The sequence below is a fragment of the Bradyrhizobium ottawaense genome (assembly GCF_900099825.1).
In the GTDB taxonomy this organism is placed as follows: domain Bacteria; phylum Pseudomonadota; class Alphaproteobacteria; order Rhizobiales; family Xanthobacteraceae; genus Bradyrhizobium; species Bradyrhizobium ottawaense_A.
Map to the genome: position 1 here is coordinate 4,384,877 of NZ_LT629693.1, position 20,521 is coordinate 4,405,397.

The following is a 20,521-nucleotide window of genomic DNA, read 5'->3' on the forward strand; positions in this document are numbered from 1 at the left end:
CCGGCCCTGGAAGCAGGTTCTTCGATGCGCATTGCCATGATTGGGACGGGCTATGTGGGGCTGGTATCCGGCGCCTGCTTTGCCGATTTCGGCCACCAGGTAACCTGCGTGGACAAGGATGCCGGCAAGATCGCTGCATTGCTCAGAGGCGAGATCCCGATTTTCGAACCCGGCCTCGATGACTTGGTGGCGTCCAACGTCAAGGCCAAGCGGCTCGACTTCACCACCGACCTGACCGGGCCGGTCGCGGAAGCCGATGCGGTGTTCATCGCGGTCGGTACGCCGTCGCGGCGCGGCGATGGTCACGCCGACCTCACTTACGTGCACAGCGCCGCCCGCGAGATCGCCGCCGCATTGTCCGGCTTTACCGTGGTCGTCACCAAATCGACCGTGCCGGTCGGCACCGGCGACGAAGTCGAGCGGCTAATCCGCGAAACCAATCCCTCGGCCGACGTCGCGGTCGCCTCCAATCCGGAGTTCCTGCGCGAGGGTGCTGCGATCCGCGATTTCAAGTTTCCGGATCGCATCGTGGTCGGCACCTCGGACGAGCGCGCCCGCAAGGTGATGGGCGACATCTACCGGCCGCTGTCGCTGAACCAGGCGCCGCTGATGTTCACCGCGCGGCGGACCGCGGAGCTGATCAAATACGCGGCCAACGCATTTCTCGCCACCAAGATCACCTTCATCAACGAGATCGCCGATCTCTCCGAAAAGGTCGGCGCCAACGTACAGGAAGTCGCGCGCGGCATCGGGCTCGACAACCGCATCGGCTCGAAGTTCCTGCACGCCGGACCGGGTTTTGGCGGCTCCTGCTTTCCGAAGGATACCCGGGCGCTGGTCAAGATCGCGCTCGATCACGATGTGCAGTTGCGGATCGTCGAGGCCGTGCTCGGCGTCAACGACAACCGCAAGCGCGCGATGGCGCGCAAGGTCGCCAACGCGGTGGGCGGCAATCTGCGCGGCAAGACCGTCGCGGTGCTCGGTCTGACCTTCAAGCCGGATACCGACGACATGCGCGAGGCGCCGTCGATTCCGCTGGTCACCGGGCTGCTCGACATGGGGGCCAAGGTGCGCGCCCACGATCCGGTCGGCATGGAACAGGCGCGCAAGGAACTGCCCGATATCGAATATTGCGAGGACCCCTATGAGTGCGTGCGCGGCGCCGACGCGCTGGTGATCGTCACCGAGTGGGTGCAGTTTCGCGCGCTCGACCTCGACCGGATCAAGAGCGCGATGGCGCAGCCCGTCGTGGTCGACCTGCGCAACATCTACCGCGCCGACGACATGGCGGCCCACGGCTTCGTCTACGAGAGCATCGGGCGGGGCGTCGAGCCGGGACTGTAGCCGCAACCACGGTTGTCATACCCCGCGCATGCGGGGTATCCAGTACCCCCGGTCTTCGTAATCGGGGATGCCTGCGTTTACTGGATCACCCGCTCCCGTGCGCAATTGCGCGCAAGGCGGGTGATGACGGGTCAGAGAACTTGCCTCGCACTTTCGATACGCCGCTTCCGATCGACGTCGTGCTCGATGAGCTCGCGTACACGCTGGCCGGCCATAACGCCGCGGTGCTGGTGGCGCCGCCGGGCGCCGGCAAGACTACGCGAGTGCCGCTGGCGCTGCTCGACGCGCCCTGGCTGAAGGGCAAGAAGATCATCATGCTGGAGCCGCGCCGGATTGCGGCGCGCGCCAGTGCCGAACGCATGGCGAAGACACTCGGCGAGCGCGCCGGCGAGACGGTGGGCTATCGCGTTCGCTTCGGCTCGAAGATTTCGCGCGCGACCCGGATCGAGGTCGTGACCGAGGGTATCTTCTCGCGGCAAATTCTCGATGACCCCGAACTCAACGGCGTTGCCGCCGTGCTGTTCGACGAATTTCACGAGCGCTCGCTCGATGCCGATCTGGGCCTGGCGCTGGCGCGCGACGCCCAGACCGGCTTGCGCGAGGATTTGCGCATTCTGGTGATGTCGGCGACGCTCGACGGCGCGCGGGTCGCCAAGTTGCTCGGCGATGCGCCGGTCGTCGCCAGCGAGGGCCGCGCCTTTCCGGTCGAGACGCGCTATCTCGGCCGCAAGCCCGATGCGCCGCTGGAGCGGCAGATGGCGGATGCCATTGCGTCAGCGCTGCGTGCCGATCCCGGCTCGGTGCTGGCCTTCCTGCCAGGCGCCGCCGAAATCCGCCGCACCCAGAATTTCCTCAGCGAACGCGTTCACGACGCCAGCATCGAGATCGTGCCGCTGTTCGGTGCGCTCGATGCCGCCGTGCAGGATCGCGCCATCGCGCCGGCGCCAAAGGGCCAACGCAAGGTGGTGCTGGCGACATCCATTGCCGAGACCTCGCTGACCATCGAAGGCGTCCGCATCGTCGTCGATTCCGGCATGGCGCGGGTGCCGCGCTACGAGCCGGACATCGGCCTGACGCGGCTGGAAACCGTGCGGGCCTCGCGCGCCGCGGTCGATCAGCGCCGTGGCCGCGCCGGCCGCACCGAACCCGGGGTGTGTTACCGGCTGTGGGACGAGCCGCAGACCGCCTCGCTGGCGGCCTACACCCAACCCGAAATTCTTTCCGCCGACCTGTCCTCGCTGGTGCTCGATCTCGCGCAATGGGGCGTCAGCGACCCGACGACGCTGGCGTTTCTCGACCCACCGCCGGCGCCGGCACTGAAGGAAGCGAACAGCCTGCTCAGCGAGCTCGGCGCGCTCGACGGCGATGGCCGGATCACCGCGGAGGGGCAAAGCCTGCGCGCGCTGGCGCTGCCGCCGCGGCTGGCGCGCATGATCGTGGATTCGCACCGGCTCGGCGCCGGCGAGGAGGCGGCCTCGATCGCCGCCATCCTGACCGAACGCGGCCTCGGCGGCGACAGCGTCGATCTCGATGTCCGGCTCGATCAGTTTCGCCGCGACCGTTCGCAGCGCGCCTCCAGCGCACGGAGTCTCGCGCAGCGCTGGGCCTCGCAGGTAGCCTCAACCGAGGGAGCGCCCGCCGAAGACACTGCGCCACCCACCGGCATCATGCTGGCGTTTGCCTTTCCCGACCGGGTCGCGCGCAACCGCGGCAACGGCAGCTTCGTGCTTGCCAACGGCCGCGGCGCCGCGGTCGAGCAGACCTCGTCGCTGGCGCGCGCGCCCTATATCGCGGTCGGCGAACTCACAGGCACGGCGGCGCAGGGGCGAATTCTACTGGCGGCGTCGATCACGCAAGCCGATATCGAGCTGCGCTTCGCCGGCCAGATCGAAAACGCCGAAGAAGTTTCGTTCGATCGTGCGGCGATGGCGCTGCGCGCGCGCCGCAAAAAGACGCTGCACGCGATCACGTTGTCGGAAGCGCCGATGGCGCTGTCGCCGTCGGCGGAAACGGCGCGCATTTTTGCCGCCGGACTGATCGGCGCAGGATTCGACAAATTGCCATGGTCGAAATCGCTGCAACAATGGCGCGACCGCGTCACCTTCCTGCGCAAGGCGGAAGGCGATAGCTGGCCCGATCTGTCGGATGCGGCGCTGGCGGCCGAATCCGAGAACTGGCTGGTGCCTGTTCTCTACGACAAGATTTCGCTGAAAGAGGTTTCGGCCGGCGATCTCTCGGATGCGCTGATGGGGCTGTTGCCGTGGGAGCTGCGCGCCCGGCTGGAGCGCGAAGCGCCGACGCACTTCGAAGCGCCGACCGGCACCATGCTGGCGATCGACTACGAGGCCGAGCAGGGGCCGACGATTGCGGTCCGGTTGCAGGAACTGTTCGGGCTCAACACCCACCCCTCGATCGCCAAGGGCGCGATGCCGCTGGTGCTGGAACTGCTGTCGCCGGCGCAGCGGCCGGTCCAGGTGACGCGCGATCTGCCGGGTTTCTGGCGCGGCAGCTACGCCGCCGTTCGCTCCGATTTGCGCGGCCGCTATCCCCGGCACCCCTGGCCGGAAGACCCCGCCAGCGCGCTGCCGACCCGGCGGGTCAAGCCGCGGGGGACGTAATCCGCGCTCGCCGTTAACACTTCACTCATCCTTTTCGCTGAAATGACGGCCCTGGCCGTCTCCGTTAGTCGCGGCTTGGCGGCTGCCGTGGTGTTATTGGCCGCCCCGGAAACGAGTGTGTGGCGTCATGCGTAACCTGATGATTTTTGCCGCCATCCTGGTCGGCCTCGGCACCTTCATGGCGCAGATGGCGGACAAGATGTCGCCGGCGGCGGCTTCCGCGACCACAGCGCCGCGAAAGGCTTCGGTTGAGACGGAAGCGCCAGCCTCCAGCCGCACCTTGAGCATTGCGCGCGACGCCCGCGGCCATTTCCAGACCGACGGCCGGATAGACGGTCAGCGCATCGACTTCATGGTCGACACCGGCGCCTCGGTGATTGCGCTGAACGAGAAGTCCGCGGCGCGGTTCGGCCTGCGCCCGGCCCGCGGCGACTACAATGCGACCGTCAGCACCGCCAATGGCACCATCAAGGCGGCGCGCACCCGGCTCGCCATGGTCGAAATCGGCGGCCTCATTGTCCGCGACGTCGATGCCATGGTGCTGCCCGACTCAGCGCTGTCGGAAAACCTGCTCGGCCTGTCGTTCCTGTCGAAGCTGAAGCGCTTCGTATACGCCAACGGCAAGATGGTGCTGGAGCAGTAAGGTTTCCCGGTTACCAAACCGCCGCAATTAACCGTCACAAGGCGCCGATCCCGCCTATCGCGGCGCGCATGCATCCGCTAAGGCTGCGGAGTTCCTTTTCATTTTGAAGACAAGGCGATCTGATGTTTCCGAAGCCGAAATCCGTGCTGGTTCCGAATACCTATGCGTTCGAATCTGCCCCGATGGTGAAGGCGACCGGCTTCCGCGAATATGATGCGCGCTGGCTGTTCGAAAAGGAAATCAACCTGATGGGCATTCAGGCGCTGGGCATGGGGCTCGGTGCGCTGATTGCGGAACTTGGCGTCAAGCAGGAAATCGTCGTCGGCCACGACTTCCGCAGCTATTCGGCCTCGATCAAATACGCGCTGATGTCGGGCCTGATGGCGGCCGGCTGCAAGGTGCACGACATCGGGCTCGCGGTAACGCCGATGGCCTATTTCGCGCAGTTCGATCTCGACGTGCCCTGCGTCGCGATGGTCACCGCCTCGCACAACGACAACGGCTGGACCGGCGTCAAGATGGGCGCCAACCGGCCGCTGACCTTCGGTCCCGACGAGATGACGCGGCTGAAAGCGATCGTGCTCAATGCCGAATTCAACAACAAGGCCGGCGGCGCCTATCAATTCCACGAAAATTTCCCGGCGCGCTACATCGCCGATCTCACCGGGCGCACGAAAATCAAGCGCAAGCTCAAGGTCGTGGTCGCCTGCGGCAACGGCACCGCCGGCGCGTTTGCGCCGCAGGTGATGGAAGCGATCGGCTGCGAGGTGATCCCGCTCGACACCGAACTCGACTACACCTTCCCGAAATACAATCCGAACCCCGAAGACATGGAGATGCTGCACGCGATCCGCGATGCGGTACTCGAGCACAAGGCCGACGTCGGCCTCGGCTTCGACGGCGACGGCGACCGCTGCGGCGTGGTCGACAACACCGGCGAGGAAATCTTCGCCGACAAGGTCGGCGTCATGCTGGCGCGGGATATGTCGGCAATCCACAACAATGCGCAGTTCGTTGTCGACGTGAAGTCGACCGGATTGTTCGTGACCGATCCGGTGCTGCAGAAGCAGGACGCGCACACCACCTATTGGAAGACCGGCCATTCCCACATGAAGCGCCGCACCAACGAGCTTGGCGCGCTGGCCGGCTTCGAGAAATCCGGGCACTTCTTCTTCAACAAGCCGTACGGCCGCGGTTATGACGACGGTCTGGTTTCGGCGATTGCGGTCTGCGAGATGCTCGATCGCGCACCCGGCAAATCGATGGCGGACCTGAAAGACGCACTGCCGAAGACCTGGTCGTCGCCGACCATGTCGCCGCACTGCGCGGACGAAACCAAATACGGCGTCGTCGATGCGGTGGTGAAGCATTTCGAGGCGTTGCAGAAAGACGGCGAGAAAGTCGCAGGCCAGAAGATCCGCGATCTCGTCACCGTCAACGGCGTGCGCGTCACCGTCGAGGACGGCAGTTGGGGTCTGGTGCGGGCCTCATCCAACAAGCCGGAACTGGTTGTTGTGGTCGAGAGTCCCGTCAGCGAGCAACGGATGCGGGATTTGTTCGAGGCGATGGATTCGGTGCTGCGCACGCATCCGGAAGTCGGCGCGTATAACCAGAAGATTTAATTCGTCATTGCCGGGCTTGACCCGGCAATCCATCTTCTTGAAAGAGCAATTTACGAAGGTAGATGGATACGCGGGTCAAGCCCGCGTATGACAATCCCTACGCCACGTGCAGCGAACCCAGAAAATTGCCGACCTCGGACTTCAGGCGGTCGGATTGCGACGACAGGCCGTTGGCGGCATCCAGCAGCTTTGACGTCGCCCGGCCGGCCTGTTCGGAAGCGCGGCTGACGCTGAGGATGTTGTCGTTGACCTCCCGCGTGCCGTCGGCGGCCTGCTGCACATTGCCGGCGATTTCCCGGGTTGCGGCACCCTGCTGATCGACGGCGGCGGCGATTTCGTTGGAGATCTCGTCGATCTCGGCAATGGTGCCGCCGATCGCCTGGATGGCGTTGACGGCCTCGGTGGTGGCGTTCTGGATATCCTGGATTTGCGTCGAGATCTCTTCGGTCGCCTTGGCGGTCTGGTTGGCCAGCGCCTTGACCTCACTGGCGACCACGGCGAATCCGCGGCCGTGCTCGCCGGCGCGGGCCGCTTCGATCGTGGCGTTCAGCGCCAGCAGATTGGTCTGGCTGGCGATGTTCTGGATCAGCGTCACCACTTCGCCGATTTTCTGGGTGCCGGCGGCAAGCCCTTCGACCACGCTGTTGGTGCGGCGCGCTTCGCTGGCGGCCTTGTTGGCGATTTCGGCCGAACGCGTCACCTGCTGGGCGATGCTGTTGATCGACGCCGTGAGTTCCTCGGTCGCCGACGCCACCGTTTCCACGTTCGACGAAGCCCGGTTCGACGCCGAGGCTGCTGCCGCCGTCTGCCGCGTGGTTTCCGCGTTGCTGCTACTCATCGAGGAGGACAGGCCCTGCATCTCGCTGGCGGCTATCGCAACCGCCTCAACGATACCGCCGATCTTGCGTTCGAAGCCGGCCGCGAGTTCGCGTCGCGCCGCGTCGCGATCCTGCTTGGCTTGCCGGTCTGCCTCGGTGCGATCGACATTGGCGCGGGCTGCGGCGGCGCTGGCCGCTTCCGCCTCGGCGGTTTTCTCCGCGGAGGTCTCGAACAGTCGCGACAACGTCAGCGAGAGCCAGATCAGCACGCCGGCCTCGATCAGCAGAATGACGGCGTGAAGCACGACGCGGCCGAAGTCGGCGCCGCCGGGATAGATCGCGGCCGGCAGCAGGGAATTCAGCACCAATTGATGCAGCGCGACCGCCACCGTGCCGGCGATGATCGGGCGATAATCGCAATAGGCGACAAGACAGGCGAGTGCGGCAAAGAAGTACATGTGCATGTCGATCTGCCAGGCGTGCCCCGCGAGCTGGAAGGCAAACACCGACACGCCGCCCATCAGGGCGAGGGCAAAGATCAGGCGGGTGGAAAGTCCGTTGCCGGACGCGCGCCACGATACCGTCGCGGCCAGCGCCATCGCCATCATGACGGCGCCGGGTACGATCCAGCCGGTGCCGCGCATCATGCCGATGGTGACGGCAATCGGCACGTGCAGCCACAGCACCGCAAGCAGCGTCTTGCTGGTGGTCTCGCGTAGGTTTGCCAGATCATCGCTTTCGATGGTCATTCCCAGTCCCCCGATTGAGTTCGAAAAGTATGTGTTCTATTTCGCGAAGCAGGTGGCGATCGCCTGCGGATCCATCGTCAGCCAGGCGCCGGCTTGTCGTCGTCTCGTCAGCCCGTCATGATCGTCCGGACGCACCACCAGCAGCGCGGGCAGCGCAGACATCCCGACATGGCGGCATTGGCGGATGCGGCCCCGCTCCATCGCGTGAAGGTATCGTGATGAAGCTAATTGCGCGTAAATGGATAGGTTAATGGATTGTTTAAATGCGATCCCGTGCGACTACGGCCGGTCGAGCGGCATATTCAGCCGTCATACCCCGCGAATGCGGGTATCCAGTACGCCGCGGCCTATCGATTCTAATCGGACCGCTCTGGAATACTGGATCGCCCGCACCAGTGCGCAATCGCGCACAAGGCGGGCGATGACCGTGTCCGTTACGCCGCCGGCACCGGCAAGGCGGTAACCGACTTGATCTTCTCCATCGCAAAGCGCGAGGTGACGTTCTTCAATGGTACGGCGCTGATCAGCTTTTTGTAGAACACGTCATAGGCCGGCATGTCCGCGACCACGACGCGCAGCATGTAATCGACGTCGCCGGCCATCCGGTAGAATTCCATTACCTCGGGCATGGCGCTGACAGCGCCCGCGAAGGTCTTCAGCCACGCCTCGGAATGATCGGCGCTCTCGACCGAGACGAATACCGAAATGCCGAGCCCGATCTTGTTCTGATCGACCAGGGCGACCCGGCGCAGGATCACGCCATCGGCCTCAAGCCGCTGGATCCGCTTCCAGCACGGCGTCGAAGACAGCCCGACCCGGTCGCCGATCTCGGCCACCGACAGGGAGGCGTCTTCCTGCAGCACGGTCAGGATTTTGCGGTCGATGGCGTCGAGGCGGCGATTGGCTTCAGGGATTTGAATGGCTAGGTCGGTCATGAGAAAAATGTTCCATAGAAGAGGTTTATCTACCTCATATATAGAAAAATCTTCTCGTGCAAGTCCCCGCTAGCGACCCGTCCGAGCCGCATCGGCCCCTTGGTTTTGGCTCAAAAGTGCTTCAACTTCAGCACGTTGCGGGGCCGCGAAGGCGCCCCCGAACCGGGTGCATTTCAGCGCTGCGGCGGCGGAGGCGAATCGGAGCGCCTGCCGCAGTTCCTGCTTCTCGGTGATCGCGAGCGCGAAGGCGCCATGGAACACGTCGCCGGCGCCCAGCGTATCCACGGTGTGGACCGGGAAGGCCGGCGTCTCCTGGATGGCCCCGTGCTCGTCGAGCCAGATGGTGCCCTGGGGCCCCCGCGTACCCGCCAGAAACGACTTGGTCAGCTTGGCGATCTTGTGCAGCGCCTTGGCATCGTCGGCGACAGCGGCGGTCTCCTGCAGCGGTTCGCTCGAGAACACCAGATGCGAGGACGCGTTCAGCAACCCCTCGCGCAGCGACATCGCGCGGTCGACGTCGACGATGACGGGGATGCCGCGCCGGACGGCTTCGGCGCAAAGGTCGGTGCAGAACTCCGCACAGCGGCTTTCGGTGAGAATGGCGGCGCAATCGTCCAGCAGCGTCTCGGTGGGCGGCAGGTGAACCTTCCAGAGCTCCGGATCGCGGAAGGTCACGATGGTGCGCTCGCCGCTCGGGTCGATCATGATGGCCGAGATCGGCGTCACGAGGCCCGGCATGTGGACGACGTGCTTGGTCTCGATGCCCTCATGCGCGAGCTTGTCGAGGATATACCGGTCCGAAGTGTCACGGACATCGCCCATCGGCCCGCAGATCGAGGCGCGGCCGCCGAGCCGCACGATGCCGATGGCGGCATTGAGGGCATTGCCGCCGCAGATCTGCTCGAAATGGGTGGCGTTCTCCTTGGAGCCGCGGGCGGGAACGCCGCTGACGCGGAAAGTCAGGTCGCGCACCGGCATTCCGATGCAGAGGATACGGGGCGGGATTTTGGGGGCCTTGTCGTGAAAGTTCATCCGGGAATCCGTCATGCCGGCTCCGCTGTGTGCCGGAACCTTGGTCCGGGGTTAATCGACTGAACCATGGCCGGGTTCCCGCTATGCGCCGGTATCGTTGCCCCCATGCACCCAGCGGCCGATCAGATGGTGCGCGATCGCGAACGGGTGCGCGGCAAACAGGCCGTCGGGATGCTCCCGCTTGTGCATCAGGGTCGCCTCGGCGCGGGTGAACCAGCGCGCATCCTCGAGTTCCGCACGGTCGACGACGATATCCTCCGTGGTGGCGCGCGCGGTGCACCCGATCATCAGCGATGACGGGTAGGGCCAAGGCTGCGTCATGTAATAGTTCACGTCGGTGCAGCGGATCCCGGATTCCTCGAAAATCTCGCGGCGGACCGCGTCCTCGATGGTCTCGGCCGCCTCGACGAAACCGGCCAGGCACGAATACATCCCCGGCATGAACTGCTTCTGGCGGCCGAGCAGGATTCGGTCGCCATGGGTGACCAGCATGATCACGACCGGATCGGTGCGCGGAAAATGCTCGGCCTTGCAGTTCGGGCATTCACGCTTCCAGCCGCCTTCCTTCATCGAGGTGCGGGTGCCGCAATTGGCGCAGAAGCCGTGGCGCTGATGCCAGGTCACCATCGATTTGGCCATCGCGATCGCAGAGAGTTGCTCGACCGGAGCCAGTCCCTGCATCGCCATGCCGCGCAGCTCGGTGATGGCGACGTCGTCGCGGCCGACCAACTTTTCCGCCGCCTGTGCCGCGATGCCCATGCCGAACAGCGGCGCGCCGTCGCGCAGCCCCAGGAAGATCGTGCCGGGGTTGGCGCCGAGTTTCACCGCCTCGTCGATGCCAAGCAGCAGCCGCGGGCCACTGGCTTCCTGCTTCACCACCAGCGAATCGCGATAGATCACATAAGCGCGGGCGTCGCGGTGGCCTTCCAGCGCGAACAGTTTTTCGTCGTTGCTGCGCAGATGCGCGGCGCGGTCGAGAACGTGGGTAACGAAAGCAGGCTTTCCGAGCGGATACTTATCGAATGCAGACATATTTCAACCCAACCAGATCTTGCGGCGAAGTGCGCTGATGAAATTCTGTACTTCCTCGGCGTCATGCGGCAGCGGCGGCATCACGCCCCAGACCGGACGCGGCCAGGCGGCATCGTTCGACCGCCGTGCGATGACGTGGACATGGAGCTGCGGCACCAGATTGCCCAATGCCGCGATGTTCAGCTTGTCGCATTGGGTGACCTCTTTCAGCGCTTTCGCGACCCGGGAGATTTCGGTCATCAACTGCGCCTGTTCGACCTCGTTGAGGTCGATGATTTCCACCGCATTGTTCCGGCGCGGCACCAGCAGCAGCCACGGATAATGCGCGTCCTTGATCACCAGCACCCGGCACAGCGGCAGGTCGCCGATATCGATGGTGTCTTTCTTGAGCTGGGAGTGCAGCGACCAGTCGGAGGCGTCAGAGGGCATAACAGTTCCCGTACCCGATGCATGTCGGGCTTATAAAGTGCCTTCTTGTTGGGGGCACTCATACCGTTTCATATCAAGGCATCATCATCCGCGAAAGCGGATGATCCAAACCCCCGCGGCCTTGCCGTTTTCGGTCGGGCCGCGGGGTACTGGATACCCCGCTTTCGCGGGGTATGACAGGGAAAGCCCCGCTTGCTTTCCGGCCCTTTTGGCCCCAAATAAGGACCGGGAGATTGGCGGTGGACGAGCCTCTCGCCAACCGGGTCAGGTCCGGAAGGAAGCAGCCCTAACGAGGTCCGGATCGGGTCGCTCGTCAGTCTCCTACCTGTTTTTCGAGCGAAAAGCGCATGGAAGCGGCCAGTTCGTACCGTGCGCTTAATTTCGTTCCTTTCCGCAAGCCGGCCTTGAGAGACAATCAATTGCGGATCGACCGATGAGTGATGCTGGCGCTCCCCCCGATCATCCCGATAGCGCCAGCCAGGGCGGTTTCGCGCTTGGCGGCGCGCCGGACGCGACAAAACCCTACCGGGTGCTGGCGCGCAAATACCGCCCCTCCAGTTTTGACGACCTGATCGGCCAGGAGGCCATGGTCCGCACCGTTTCGAATGCGTTCGAAACCGGGCGAATTCCGCAGGCCTGGATTCTGACCGGCGTCCGCGGGGTCGGCAAAACCACCACGGCGCGGATTCTCGCCCGCGCGCTGAACTACGAAAAGCCCGACGGGTCAGTGAAGGGGCCGACCATCCACATGCCGGATCTCGGCGTGCATTGTAAGGCGATCATGGAAAGCCGGCACATGGACGTGCTGGAAATGGACGCTGCCTCCCATACCGGCGTCGACGACGTGCGCCAGATCAATGACAGCGTGCGCTATGCGCCGGCCAGCGCGCGCTACAAGGTCTACATCATCGACGAAGTCCACATGCTGTCGACCGCGGCCTTCAACGCCTTCCTGAAGACGCTGGAGGAGCCGCCGGAACACGCCAAGTTCGTGTTCGCCACCACCGAAATCCGCAAAGTGCCGGTCACGGTGCTGTCGCGCTGCCAGCGTTTCGACCTGCGCCGGGTCGAGGCCGACGTGCTGATGACCCATCTCGGCAACATCGCCACCAAGGAAAACGTCGAGGTCGAACCCGAGGCGCTCGGCATCATCGCCCGCGCCGCAGAAGGCTCGGTGCGCGATTCGCTGTCGCTGTTCGATCAGGCGATCGCGCATGCGGCGGGTACGGTGCGCGCCGACGCGGTGCGGCAGATGCTGGGCCTCGCCGACCGCACCCGCGTGATCGACCTGTTTGATTCGCTGGCGCGCGGCGACATCGCCAGCGCCTTCAACGAATTCCGCGCCCAATACGACGTCGGTGCCGATCCGGTCGTGGTGCTGAGCGACCTCGCCGAATTCGTCAACTTCGTCACCCGCGTGAAGATCGTTCCTGCTACCGCCGACAATGTCGCCTTCGGCGAGACCGAGCGCGTCCGCGCCCGCGAATTCGCATCCAAGCTGTCGATGCGGGTGCTGTCGCGGATGTGGCAGATGCTGCTCAAGGGCATCACCGAGGTGCAGACTGCGACGCGGCCGGCGGCCGCGGCCGAAATGGTGCTGGTGCGCATCGCCTATGTCGCCGACCTGCCGACGCCGGACGAAGCGATCAGAATGATCGAGCAGAACGGCGGCGGCGCGCAGGCGGCCGCCAGCGCCTCGGCGTCGCGATCGGCACCGGCTTCGACAGCGTCGTCGTCTTCGTCCGCGGCTTCGTCGTCGATGTCTTCCTCGCCGATGCGCGTGCCCACGTCGCCGCGAAGCGGCGCCGAAGCATCCGCGCGCCCGCAAATGATGGCGCCTCAGCCTGAGGCGAATTCCGCGCCGGCGGCATTGCGGATCACGAGTTTTCCGCAGCTCGTCGCGCTGGCCGGCGAGAAGCGCGATATCATGGCCAAGACGGCGCTGGAGTCCGACATGCGGCTGGTCCGTATCGAGGACGGGCGGCTGGAAGTGGCGCTGGAGCGCAACGCCGCGCGGGGGCTGGTCAACGATCTCTCCCGCAAGCTGGAACAGTGGACCGGACGGCGGTGGACCGTGATCGTGTCCAACGAGGCCGGCGAACCGACGCTGCGTTCGCAGAACGAGGTCAGGAAGAACGAGCAGGCCCGCGCCGCGGAAGCCGATCCACGGGTGCAGGAAGTGCTGGCGAGGTTTCCCGGCGCCAAAGTCGTCGAAGTGCGCAAACTTGCCGCCGAGCCGCCGGAATCCGATGCTACCGGGGAAGACCCCGCTGAGAGTTCCGACAGCGACGACGATTGATCGATAGACGAGTCTTAAGGAAACATGATGGCTGATTTTCTCGGCATGATGAAGCAGGCGGCGCAACTGCAATCCAAGATGCAGGCGATGCAGGAAGAGCTCGGCAATGTCGAGGTCGAGGGCATTTCCGGCGGCGGGCTGGTCGCCGTGCGCATGACCGCGAAGATGGAAGTGAAAGGCGTCAAAATCGATCCGTCACTGATGAAGGCCGAGGAGCGCGAGGTGCTCGAAGACCTGCTGGTGACCGCGCATAATGACGCCCGCCGCAAGGCGGAGGCGGCGATGCAGGAAAAGATGCAGGCGCTGACCGGCGGGCTTGGTCTGCCGCCAGGTCTTGGTCTTACTTGAGTGCTTGGCCTTATTTGAATGCTTGGTCTGACCTGAAATGGCTTCTGCGGTTGCCGGCCCCGAAATTGAACGCCTGATCCAGCTCTTGGCGCGGCTGCCGGGGCTTGGCCCGCGCTCGGCGCGGCGTGCCGCGCTGCATCTGATCAAGAAGCGCGAGGCGCTGATGACGCCGCTGGCCGGCGCATTGCAGGTGGCGATCGACAAGATCCAGGTCTGCAAGACCTGCGGCAATATCGACACGCAAAACCCCTGCACGGTCTGCACCGATCCGAGGCGCGACGGCGCCACCATCGTCGTGGTCGCCGACGTCGCCGACCTCTGGGCGCTGGAACGGGCCAATGCGACCAATGGCCGCTACCACGTGCTCGGCGCGACGCTGTCGCCGCTCGACGGCGTCGGTCCGCAGGATCTCACCATCGACGCGCTGGTGGCGCGCGCGCATGATCCCCAGGTCGGCGAAGTCATCCTGGCGCTGAACGCCACGGTGGACGGCCAGACCACCGCGCACTACATCACCGATTTGTTGCAGGAAGCTAACGTCCGGGTGACGCGGCTCGCCCACGGTGTTCCCGTCGGCGGCGAGCTTGATTATCTCGATGAAGGTACGCTATCCGCAGCCATGCGGCAGCGTACGCTGTTCTAACCATCTCAGACGGAACTGATCGACATGACGAAACGACGATTCGGCAAACGCTCCTGCTTTGCGGTGATGATGGCCGTGGCGCTGGCTGCGCCTTCCGCACAAGCGCAGCAGGCCGAGCCCGCGCCGGCGAAGGCCGGCAAGCCGATCAATGCCGGCGATGTGCTGTCGGGGGAACTCAGCGCCATGAAGATTCGTGGCGGCAAACGGGGTGCCAAGGTCAATACCTTTCAGGTCACCAGCGAACCGCGCCGGCTGCCGCCGCCGAACGGGCTCTGCAATCTCGAGACCGGGCCCGAGACATTCCAGCTCATCACCAATAGCGACGCGCAGGCGTCGCAACTGAAGAACTTCATCGGCAAGGAAATCTCGGTGAAGGTCGATGAAATCGCCTGCGCGCAGGATGCCGGGCAGATGAGCGAAGCCGTCATCACCAAATGGAGCGTGGTGACCAAGCACTAGGTTGCTGTCATCGCCCGGCAAGAATGTAGGGTGGGTTAGCGAAGCGTAACCCACCATCTTTCTTGTACGCGTCGCGGTGGGTTACGGCTTCGCCTAACCCACTAAATCTAAACCCGCACCGGCCCGAGCGACGCAAAATGGCCGCGCCGTTGCAGCCACGCCAGCAGGATCAGGCTCGGGATTGCGACCACGACGCAGATCGCAAAGAACGCCGGCCACCCCGTGGCCTTCGCCACGTAGCCCGCGCCAGACGACAGATAGGTCCGCCCCACCGCGGCCAGCGCCGTCAGCAGTGCATACTGGGTCGCGGTGTGCAGCGGATTTCTGCACAGCGCCGACAGATAGGCGACGAAGATCACGGTGCCGATGGCGCTGGTGAAATTCTCCGCCGTGATCGCGAACGCCAGCGCCCATTCATTGACACCGACAATCGCCAGCCACGAGAACGACAGGTTGGCGATGGCCTGCAGCACGCCGCCGATCCAGAGGCTGGCGGCCAGCGAATAGCGCCGCGCCACGAAGCCGCCGGCAAAGCCGCCGATCAATGTCGCGGCCAGTCCGACGCCCTTGACGATAGCGGCGTAGTCGTTGCGCGTGAAACCGAGATCGATCACGAACGGGGCGGTCATGGTGCCGGAAAACGCGTCGGTGAATTTGAACAGCACCACGAAGGCGAGCGCTGCGAGCGCGTCGCGCCGGGTGAGGAATTCGGAGAACGCGCCGACCGCGGCCTTCAGCACGCGCGCCAGTGCGGTCTCGGTGCGGGTGGCGGCCTCGGCGCGCGCGGATTGCTCCGGCTCGGTCGCGGCCAGCGCGGTGACGGTGCCGATCAGCACCAGCGCCGCCATCACCACATAGCCCCACATCCAGGCGCTGCTGCGCGCGATACCGGTGCCTTCGAACCCGGAGACGATGAACAGCGCGCCCGCGGTCGAGACCAGCATGCCGATGCGATAGGCCGCGACGTAGGATGCCATGCCGGCGGCCTGTTCGCTTTCCGGCAGGCTCTCGACCCTGAACGCATCGACCACGATGTCCTGCGTCGACGACATCGCCGCGACCAATAGCGCGCCGAGCGCGACAAACAGCGGCGAGCGCGCAGGGTCGGTCAGCGCCAGCAGCAGGATCGCGACAACCAGCAGCAGTTGCGAAAACACCAGCCAGCCGCGCCGGCGGCCGAAGGCGCGCGTGAACAACGGCACATGCAGCGCATCGACCAGCGGTGCCCACAGGAATTTCAGCGTGTAGGGCGTTCCGACCAGCGCGAACAGCCCGATGGTGCCGAGATCGACACCGGACTCGCGCATCCACACCAATAGCGTCGATCCTGACAAGGCCAGCGGCAACCCGGAGGAAAAGCCGAGCAGCAGCACGATCAGGACGCGAGGCTGCAGATAGACCGCGAGGCCATCGCGCCAGGAGGTCGCGGGTCTGGGTGTGGTCGATGTCGGGGGGACGGCTTCGGGAGTGGTCATGCAGGGGTGTTAGCAGATTCGGGCAGGAAATGACCCCGTCTTCAAATACCCTGTCATCGTCCGCGAAGGCGGACGATCCAGTATTCCGCGAAGCTTGCGGTCAACAATGGTCGCGCCGGAATACTGGATACCCCGCCTTCGCGATAGCCGGGTAAGGTCATCCCAATTGGGATTGAGTTGGAATACTGGGGCGCCCGGTCAAGCCGGGCGATGACAGCTTAGTATGTGGCGTCAGCTAAACTCAAACCCACGCTACTCCCCCGCCTGCAGCTTGCGCGGCAGGGGAAACAGTTCGGACGTATCTGCCTTGACCGCACGCGGCAGCTCCGCCGGCGCGTCGGGCTTGCTGAAATCGAGCTCCTCGATCCGCCCCGCCCGTTTTTCGATCTTGTCGGCGGAGATCAGGATTTGCCGGACGTCCTCGTTGGCGTCGCCAAAATGCTTCTGCAACTTCACCACGCGATCGCGCAGGCGGCCGAGGTCGTCGCCGAGGTTGAGCACTTCGGTGCGGATCTGGTCGGCGGCATCGCGCATCCGCGCGTCTTTCAGGATCTGCTGCATCACCTGGATCGCCAGCATCAAGAGCGAGGGCGACACCAGCACGACGCGGGCGCGGTAGGCCTTCTGGATCACGTCGTCGAAACCGTCGTGGATTTCGGCGTAGACCGATTCCGACGGCACGAACATCAGCGCGGTATCCTGGGTCTCGCCGGTGATCAGGTATTTTTCGGCGATGTCGCTGACATGCTTCATGACGTCGTTGCGCAGCCGCTGGGCGGCGAATTTCTTCTCGTCGTCGGTACGCGCGTCATGCAGTGCGGTGACGGCTTCCAGCGGAAATTTCGCATCGATGCACAGCGGCCGCTGGTCGGGCAGGAACACCACGCAATCCGGCCGCTTGCCGGTCGAGAGCGTGTGCTGAAACTCGTACGAGCCCATCGGCATCCCGTCCTGGACGATCGCCTCCATCCGGGCCTGGCCGAAGGCGCCGCGCGACTGCTTGTTGGCGAGCACGTCGCGCAGCGTGGTCACCTGCGAAGTCAGGTCGGTGAGGTTCTTGTGCGCATTGTCGATGATGCCGAGCCGCTCGTGCAGCACGCGGAGGCTATCCATCGTGTTGCGGGTGGTCGCTTCCATCGACTGGCCGACGCGGTGGGTTACCGAATCCAGCCGCTCGTTGACCGCGCGCGCCATCTCGGCCTGGCGGCCGGCCAGCGCCTGCGCCATCGCATCGACGCGGCCGGTGGACTGGTTCTGCGCCTGCAACATTTCGCTGAGCCGCTCTTCCAGTTCGTCGGCGCGGATCGCCTGCGCCATCGCCAGTTCCGCGCCACGGCGGCCCGAGCGGGCAATGACGATGGCGATGACAAGCAGCAGCACCAGCGCGAGCGCGCCAAAGCCGATCAGGGCGTCGCTGAAGCGAATCGGCAGGTCGCCGGCCGTGAAAAGAATCTCGTTCATGCACGCCTTGTAGCCGATTCGGACGCTGGAGCGAACGAAGAGGGAACATTTATGGTTAACAGCAGGTTTATTTTCGTGGTTAACAAAGCCTCAAAAATCATGGTTAAGGCCGGGTTAATGGCTTCCTGCGCGCATTGACCCCGGCAGACCGGCGGCTTAAATCGCGCGATATGGCACTCAGAGAAATCATCATCCTGCCCGACAAGCAGTTGCGGCTCGTCTCCAAACCCGTCGAGAAAGTGACGGCGGAGATCCGCAAGCTTGCCGACGACATGTTCGAGACCATGTACGACGCGCCCGGCATCGGGCTAGCGGCGATCCAGGTCGCGCAGCCCGTGCGGCTGATCACCATGGACCTCGCCAAGCGCGACGAGGACGGCGAGACCACGCCGCGGCCGCGCGTCTTCATCAATCCGGAAATCATCTCGTCTTCGGAAGAGCTGTCGGTCTACGAGGAGGGCTGCCTCTCGATCCCCGAATATTACGAGGAAGTCGAGCGCCCGGCCCAGGTGCGCATTCGCTTCACCGACCTCGACGGCAAGGTGCATGAGGAGGACGCCGACGGCCTGTTCGCCACCTGCATCCAGCACGAGATCGATCACCTCAACGGCGTGCTGTTCGTGGACTATCTGTCGAAGCTGAAGCGCGACCGCGTGCTGAAGAAGTTCACCAAGGCCGCGAAGCGCGCGGCGGAGTAAGTGAAAGACAGGACTCTTGCCCCTCGGCCGGTCTGCTCTCTCCCCCCTTGCGGGGGAGAGGTGGAGAGGGGGGTACCGCGAATTCGGTGCCTGTGGCTTACCCCTCTCCCTAACCCTCCCCCGCAAGGGGGGAGGGAACGCATCGAGTTCTTGTCATGCCACTCCGCCTGATCTTCATGGGCACGCCCGATTTCGCGGTGCCGACGCTGCTGGAACTGGTGGCCCATGGCCATGAGGTCGTGGCGGTCTATACCCGCGCGCCGAAGCCGGCCGGGCGGGGCATGAAGCTGCAGCCGACCCCGGTGGAGCAGGAAGCGCGGCGGCTCAATATACCGGTGCTGACGCCGAAGACGTTGAAGACAGCGGAAGCGCTCGACGAATTCCGCGAGCACGAGGCGGATGCCGCCGTCGTCGTCGCCTATGGCATGATCCTGCCGCAGGCCATTCTGGATACGCCGCCGCTCGGTTGCTTCAACCTGCACGGCTCGCTGCTGCCGCGCTGGCGCGGTGCGGCCCCGATCAATCGCGCCATCATGGCGGGCGATGCGGAGAGCGGCGTGATGGTGATGAAGATGGATGCCGGCCTTGATACCGGCGACGTCGCGATGGCCGAGCGCCTCAGGATTACCGACACCATGACCTCGTCCGACCTGCACGATGCGCTGGCGCCGCTCGGCGCCGATCTGATGGTGCGCGCGATGGGCGCGCTGGCGCGCGGCGGGCTGCAGTTGAGCAAGCAGAGCGAAGAGGGCGTCACCTACGCCGCCAAGATCGACAAGGCCGAAGCGCGCATCGACTGGAACAGGCCGGCGCATCAGGTGCTGCGGCATATTCACGGGCTGTCGCCATTTCCCGGCGCCTGGTGCGAACTCGCGACCGATGGTGAGCCGGCCCGCATCAAGATCCTACGCTGCGAACCCGCAAAAGGCGCGGGCGCGCCCGGCGATGTGCTCGACGACCGCCTGACGATTGCTTGTGCGGATGGCGCGATCCGGATTCTGGAACTGCAGCGCGCCGGCAGGGCGCCGATGAAAGCCGCGGATTTCCTTCGCGGTACGCCGCTAAAACCACCGGCGCGGCTAGCCTGATGCCCCGTTACAAACTCATCATCGAATATGACGGCACGCCGTTCTCCGGCTGGCAGATCCAGGACAATGCACCGACCGTCCAGGGCGCGCTGGAGACCGCGGTGAAAGCGATCTGCGGCGAGCAGGTCCGCGTCCATGGCGCCGGCCGCACCGATGCCGGCGTCCACGCCTTGGGACAGGTTGCCCATTGCGATATCCAAAAGCCGTTTCCACCGGGCCGGCTGCGCGACGGATTGAACGCGCATCTGCGCCCGCATCCGATCGGTGTACTCAGCGCCGACATCGTACCCGACGATTTCGAGGCGCGCTTCTCCGCCATCAAGCGTCACTATCGCTATCGCATCACCAACCACCGCGCCAATCTCGCCATCGACATCGGCCGTAGCTGGCGGGTGCCGCGCCATCTTGATACGGACGCGATGCATGCCGCCGCGCAGCGGTTGCTGGGAAAACACGATTTCACGACGTTTCGCGACACCGAATGCCAGGCGAAGTCGCCGGAGAAGACGCTCGACCAGCTCGACGTCATCAGGGACGGCGATGCGGTTGATATCGTCACCTCGGCGCGCTCGTATCTGCACAGCCAGGTGCGCTCGATGGTGGGCTCGCTGGTCTGGGTCGGCGAAGGCCGCTGGAGTGCAGATGATCTCACGGCAGCATTGGCCGCCCGCAACCGCACCGCCTGCGGCATCGTCGCGCCGCCGGAGGGGCTGTATCTGGTGCGGGTGGATTATTGATGGTCGTCATACCCCGCGAAGGCGGGGTATCCAGTACTCCGTGGCTCCGTGATCGACCGAGACGTCACGGGCGTACTGGATCGTCCGCTTT

The 20,521-nt window shown here is 64.7% G+C and carries 19 protein-coding genes and 1 other RNA gene; 12 read left to right on the forward strand and 8 right to left on the reverse strand.

What is annotated here, in order from left to right; genetic code table 11:
• Positions 1 to 24: 24 nt before the first annotated feature.
• From BLR13_RS20505 to BLR13_RS20520, 4 genes are all read left to right on the forward strand, one after another.
• The gene (locus BLR13_RS20505) at positions 25 to 1,344 is read left to right on the forward strand and encodes a UDP-glucose dehydrogenase family protein (protein ID WP_074820133.1); all 1,320 of its coding nucleotides are present in this window, start codon (positions 25 to 27) and stop codon (positions 1,342 to 1,344) included.
• 140 nt (positions 1,345 to 1,484) lie between these two features.
• Positions 1,485 to 3,962, forward strand: a complete 2,478-nt coding sequence (gene hrpB / locus BLR13_RS20510) for an ATP-dependent helicase HrpB (RefSeq protein ID WP_074820131.1) — start codon at positions 1,485 to 1,487, stop codon at positions 3,960 to 3,962.
• Positions 3,963 to 4,101: 139 nt separating this feature from the next.
• Positions 4,102 to 4,605, forward strand: coding sequence for a TIGR02281 family clan AA aspartic protease (locus BLR13_RS20515; RefSeq protein WP_074831291.1), 504 nt, complete (start codon positions 4,102 to 4,104; stop codon positions 4,603 to 4,605).
• Between the two features lie 122 nt (positions 4,606 to 4,727).
• Positions 4,728 to 6,227: a phosphomannomutase/phosphoglucomutase gene (locus BLR13_RS20520; RefSeq protein WP_074820129.1), complete on the forward strand. Its 1,500-nt coding sequence runs from the start codon at positions 4,728 to 4,730 to the stop codon at positions 6,225 to 6,227.
• A gap of 97 nt (positions 6,228 to 6,324) precedes the next feature.
• On the opposite strand, the gene BLR13_RS20525 is transcribed toward BLR13_RS20520, so the two are convergent.
• The 6 genes from BLR13_RS20525 to BLR13_RS20545 all read right to left on the reverse strand — a co-directional run bounded on the left by BLR13_RS20525 (position 6,325) and on the right by BLR13_RS20545 (position 11,222).
• Entirely contained in the window at positions 6,325 to 7,794 is a 1,470-nt protein-coding gene (locus tag BLR13_RS20525; RefSeq protein ID WP_074820127.1) for a methyl-accepting chemotaxis protein, read from the reverse strand.
• 36 nt (positions 7,795 to 7,830) lie between these two features.
• Positions 7,831 to 7,956 carry a hypothetical protein gene (locus BLR13_RS42265; protein ID WP_283806901.1) on the reverse strand — a complete coding sequence of 42 codons (126 nt, stop codon included), beginning with the start codon at positions 7,954 to 7,956 and terminating at the stop codon, positions 7,831 to 7,833.
• A gap of 272 nt (positions 7,957 to 8,228) precedes the next feature.
• A complete protein-coding gene (locus tag BLR13_RS20530; protein ID WP_074820125.1) occupies positions 8,229 to 8,729 on the reverse strand; it encodes an Lrp/AsnC family transcriptional regulator in 501 nt (166 codons plus the stop codon).
• Between the two features lie 69 nt (positions 8,730 to 8,798).
• The gene (locus BLR13_RS20535) at positions 8,799 to 9,761 is read right to left on the reverse strand and encodes a sugar kinase (protein WP_074820123.1); all 963 of its coding nucleotides are present in this window, start codon (positions 9,759 to 9,761) and stop codon (positions 8,799 to 8,801) included.
• 81 nt (positions 9,762 to 9,842) lie between these two features.
• On the reverse strand, positions 9,843 to 10,793 hold the full coding sequence (gene nudC, locus BLR13_RS20540; RefSeq protein ID WP_074820121.1) for an NAD(+) diphosphatase: 951 nt from the start codon (positions 10,791 to 10,793) through the stop codon (positions 9,843 to 9,845).
• Positions 10,794 to 10,796: 3 nt separating this feature from the next.
• A complete protein-coding gene (locus tag BLR13_RS20545) occupies positions 10,797 to 11,222 on the reverse strand; it encodes an HIT domain-containing protein (protein WP_074820119.1) in 426 nt (141 codons plus the stop codon).
• Between the two features lie 228 nt (positions 11,223 to 11,450).
• On the opposite strand from BLR13_RS20545, the gene ffs reads away from it, so the two are divergent.
• From ffs to BLR13_RS20570, 5 genes are all read left to right on the forward strand, one after another.
• An RNA gene (ffs, locus tag BLR13_RS20550) (signal recognition particle sRNA small type) lies at positions 11,451 to 11,547 on the forward strand.
• Between the two features lie 108 nt (positions 11,548 to 11,655).
• Complete coding sequence (locus BLR13_RS20555) at positions 11,656 to 13,521, forward strand: DNA polymerase III subunit gamma/tau (protein ID WP_074820117.1); 1,866 nt, start codon at positions 11,656 to 11,658, stop codon at positions 13,519 to 13,521.
• A gap of 27 nt (positions 13,522 to 13,548) precedes the next feature.
• Positions 13,549 to 13,869: a YbaB/EbfC family nucleoid-associated protein gene (locus BLR13_RS20560; RefSeq protein ID WP_074820115.1), complete on the forward strand. Its 321-nt coding sequence runs from the start codon at positions 13,549 to 13,551 to the stop codon at positions 13,867 to 13,869.
• 37 nt (positions 13,870 to 13,906) lie between these two features.
• Positions 13,907 to 14,512, forward strand: coding sequence for a recombination mediator RecR (gene recR / locus BLR13_RS20565; protein ID WP_074820113.1), 606 nt, complete (start codon positions 13,907 to 13,909; stop codon positions 14,510 to 14,512).
• Between the two features lie 24 nt (positions 14,513 to 14,536).
• On the forward strand, positions 14,537 to 14,971 hold the full coding sequence (locus BLR13_RS20570; protein ID WP_074820111.1) for a hypothetical protein: 435 nt from the start codon (positions 14,537 to 14,539) through the stop codon (positions 14,969 to 14,971).
• 107 nt (positions 14,972 to 15,078) lie between these two features.
• On the opposite strand, the gene BLR13_RS20575 is transcribed toward BLR13_RS20570, so the two are convergent.
• Together BLR13_RS20575 and BLR13_RS20580 are read right to left on the reverse strand one after the other, a co-directional pair.
• Positions 15,079 to 16,446 (reverse strand): AmpG family muropeptide MFS transporter, encoded by a 1,368-nt coding sequence (locus tag BLR13_RS20575; protein WP_074820110.1) that lies wholly within the window; start codon positions 16,444 to 16,446, stop codon positions 15,079 to 15,081.
• A gap of 252 nt (positions 16,447 to 16,698) precedes the next feature.
• The gene (locus tag BLR13_RS20580) at positions 16,699 to 17,907 is read right to left on the reverse strand and encodes a DNA recombination protein RmuC (protein ID WP_074820108.1); all 1,209 of its coding nucleotides are present in this window, start codon (positions 17,905 to 17,907) and stop codon (positions 16,699 to 16,701) included.
• A 170-nt stretch (positions 17,908 to 18,077) separates the two neighbouring features.
• On the opposite strand from BLR13_RS20580, the gene def reads away from it, so the two are divergent.
• The 3 genes from def to truA all read left to right on the forward strand — a co-directional run bounded on the left by def (position 18,078) and on the right by truA (position 20,430).
• Complete coding sequence (def, locus tag BLR13_RS20585) at positions 18,078 to 18,605, forward strand: peptide deformylase (protein ID WP_074820107.1); 528 nt, start codon at positions 18,078 to 18,080, stop codon at positions 18,603 to 18,605.
• A 155-nt stretch (positions 18,606 to 18,760) separates the two neighbouring features.
• Positions 18,761 to 19,693 carry a methionyl-tRNA formyltransferase gene (gene fmt, locus BLR13_RS20590; RefSeq protein ID WP_074820105.1) on the forward strand — a complete coding sequence of 311 codons (933 nt, stop codon included), beginning with the start codon at positions 18,761 to 18,763 and terminating at the stop codon, positions 19,691 to 19,693.
• A complete protein-coding gene (gene truA / locus BLR13_RS20595) occupies positions 19,693 to 20,430 on the forward strand; it encodes a tRNA pseudouridine(38-40) synthase TruA (RefSeq protein ID WP_074820103.1) in 738 nt (245 codons plus the stop codon). The genes fmt and truA overlap by 1 nt, the downstream gene beginning before the upstream one ends.
• Positions 20,431 to 20,521 lie beyond the last annotated feature (91 nt).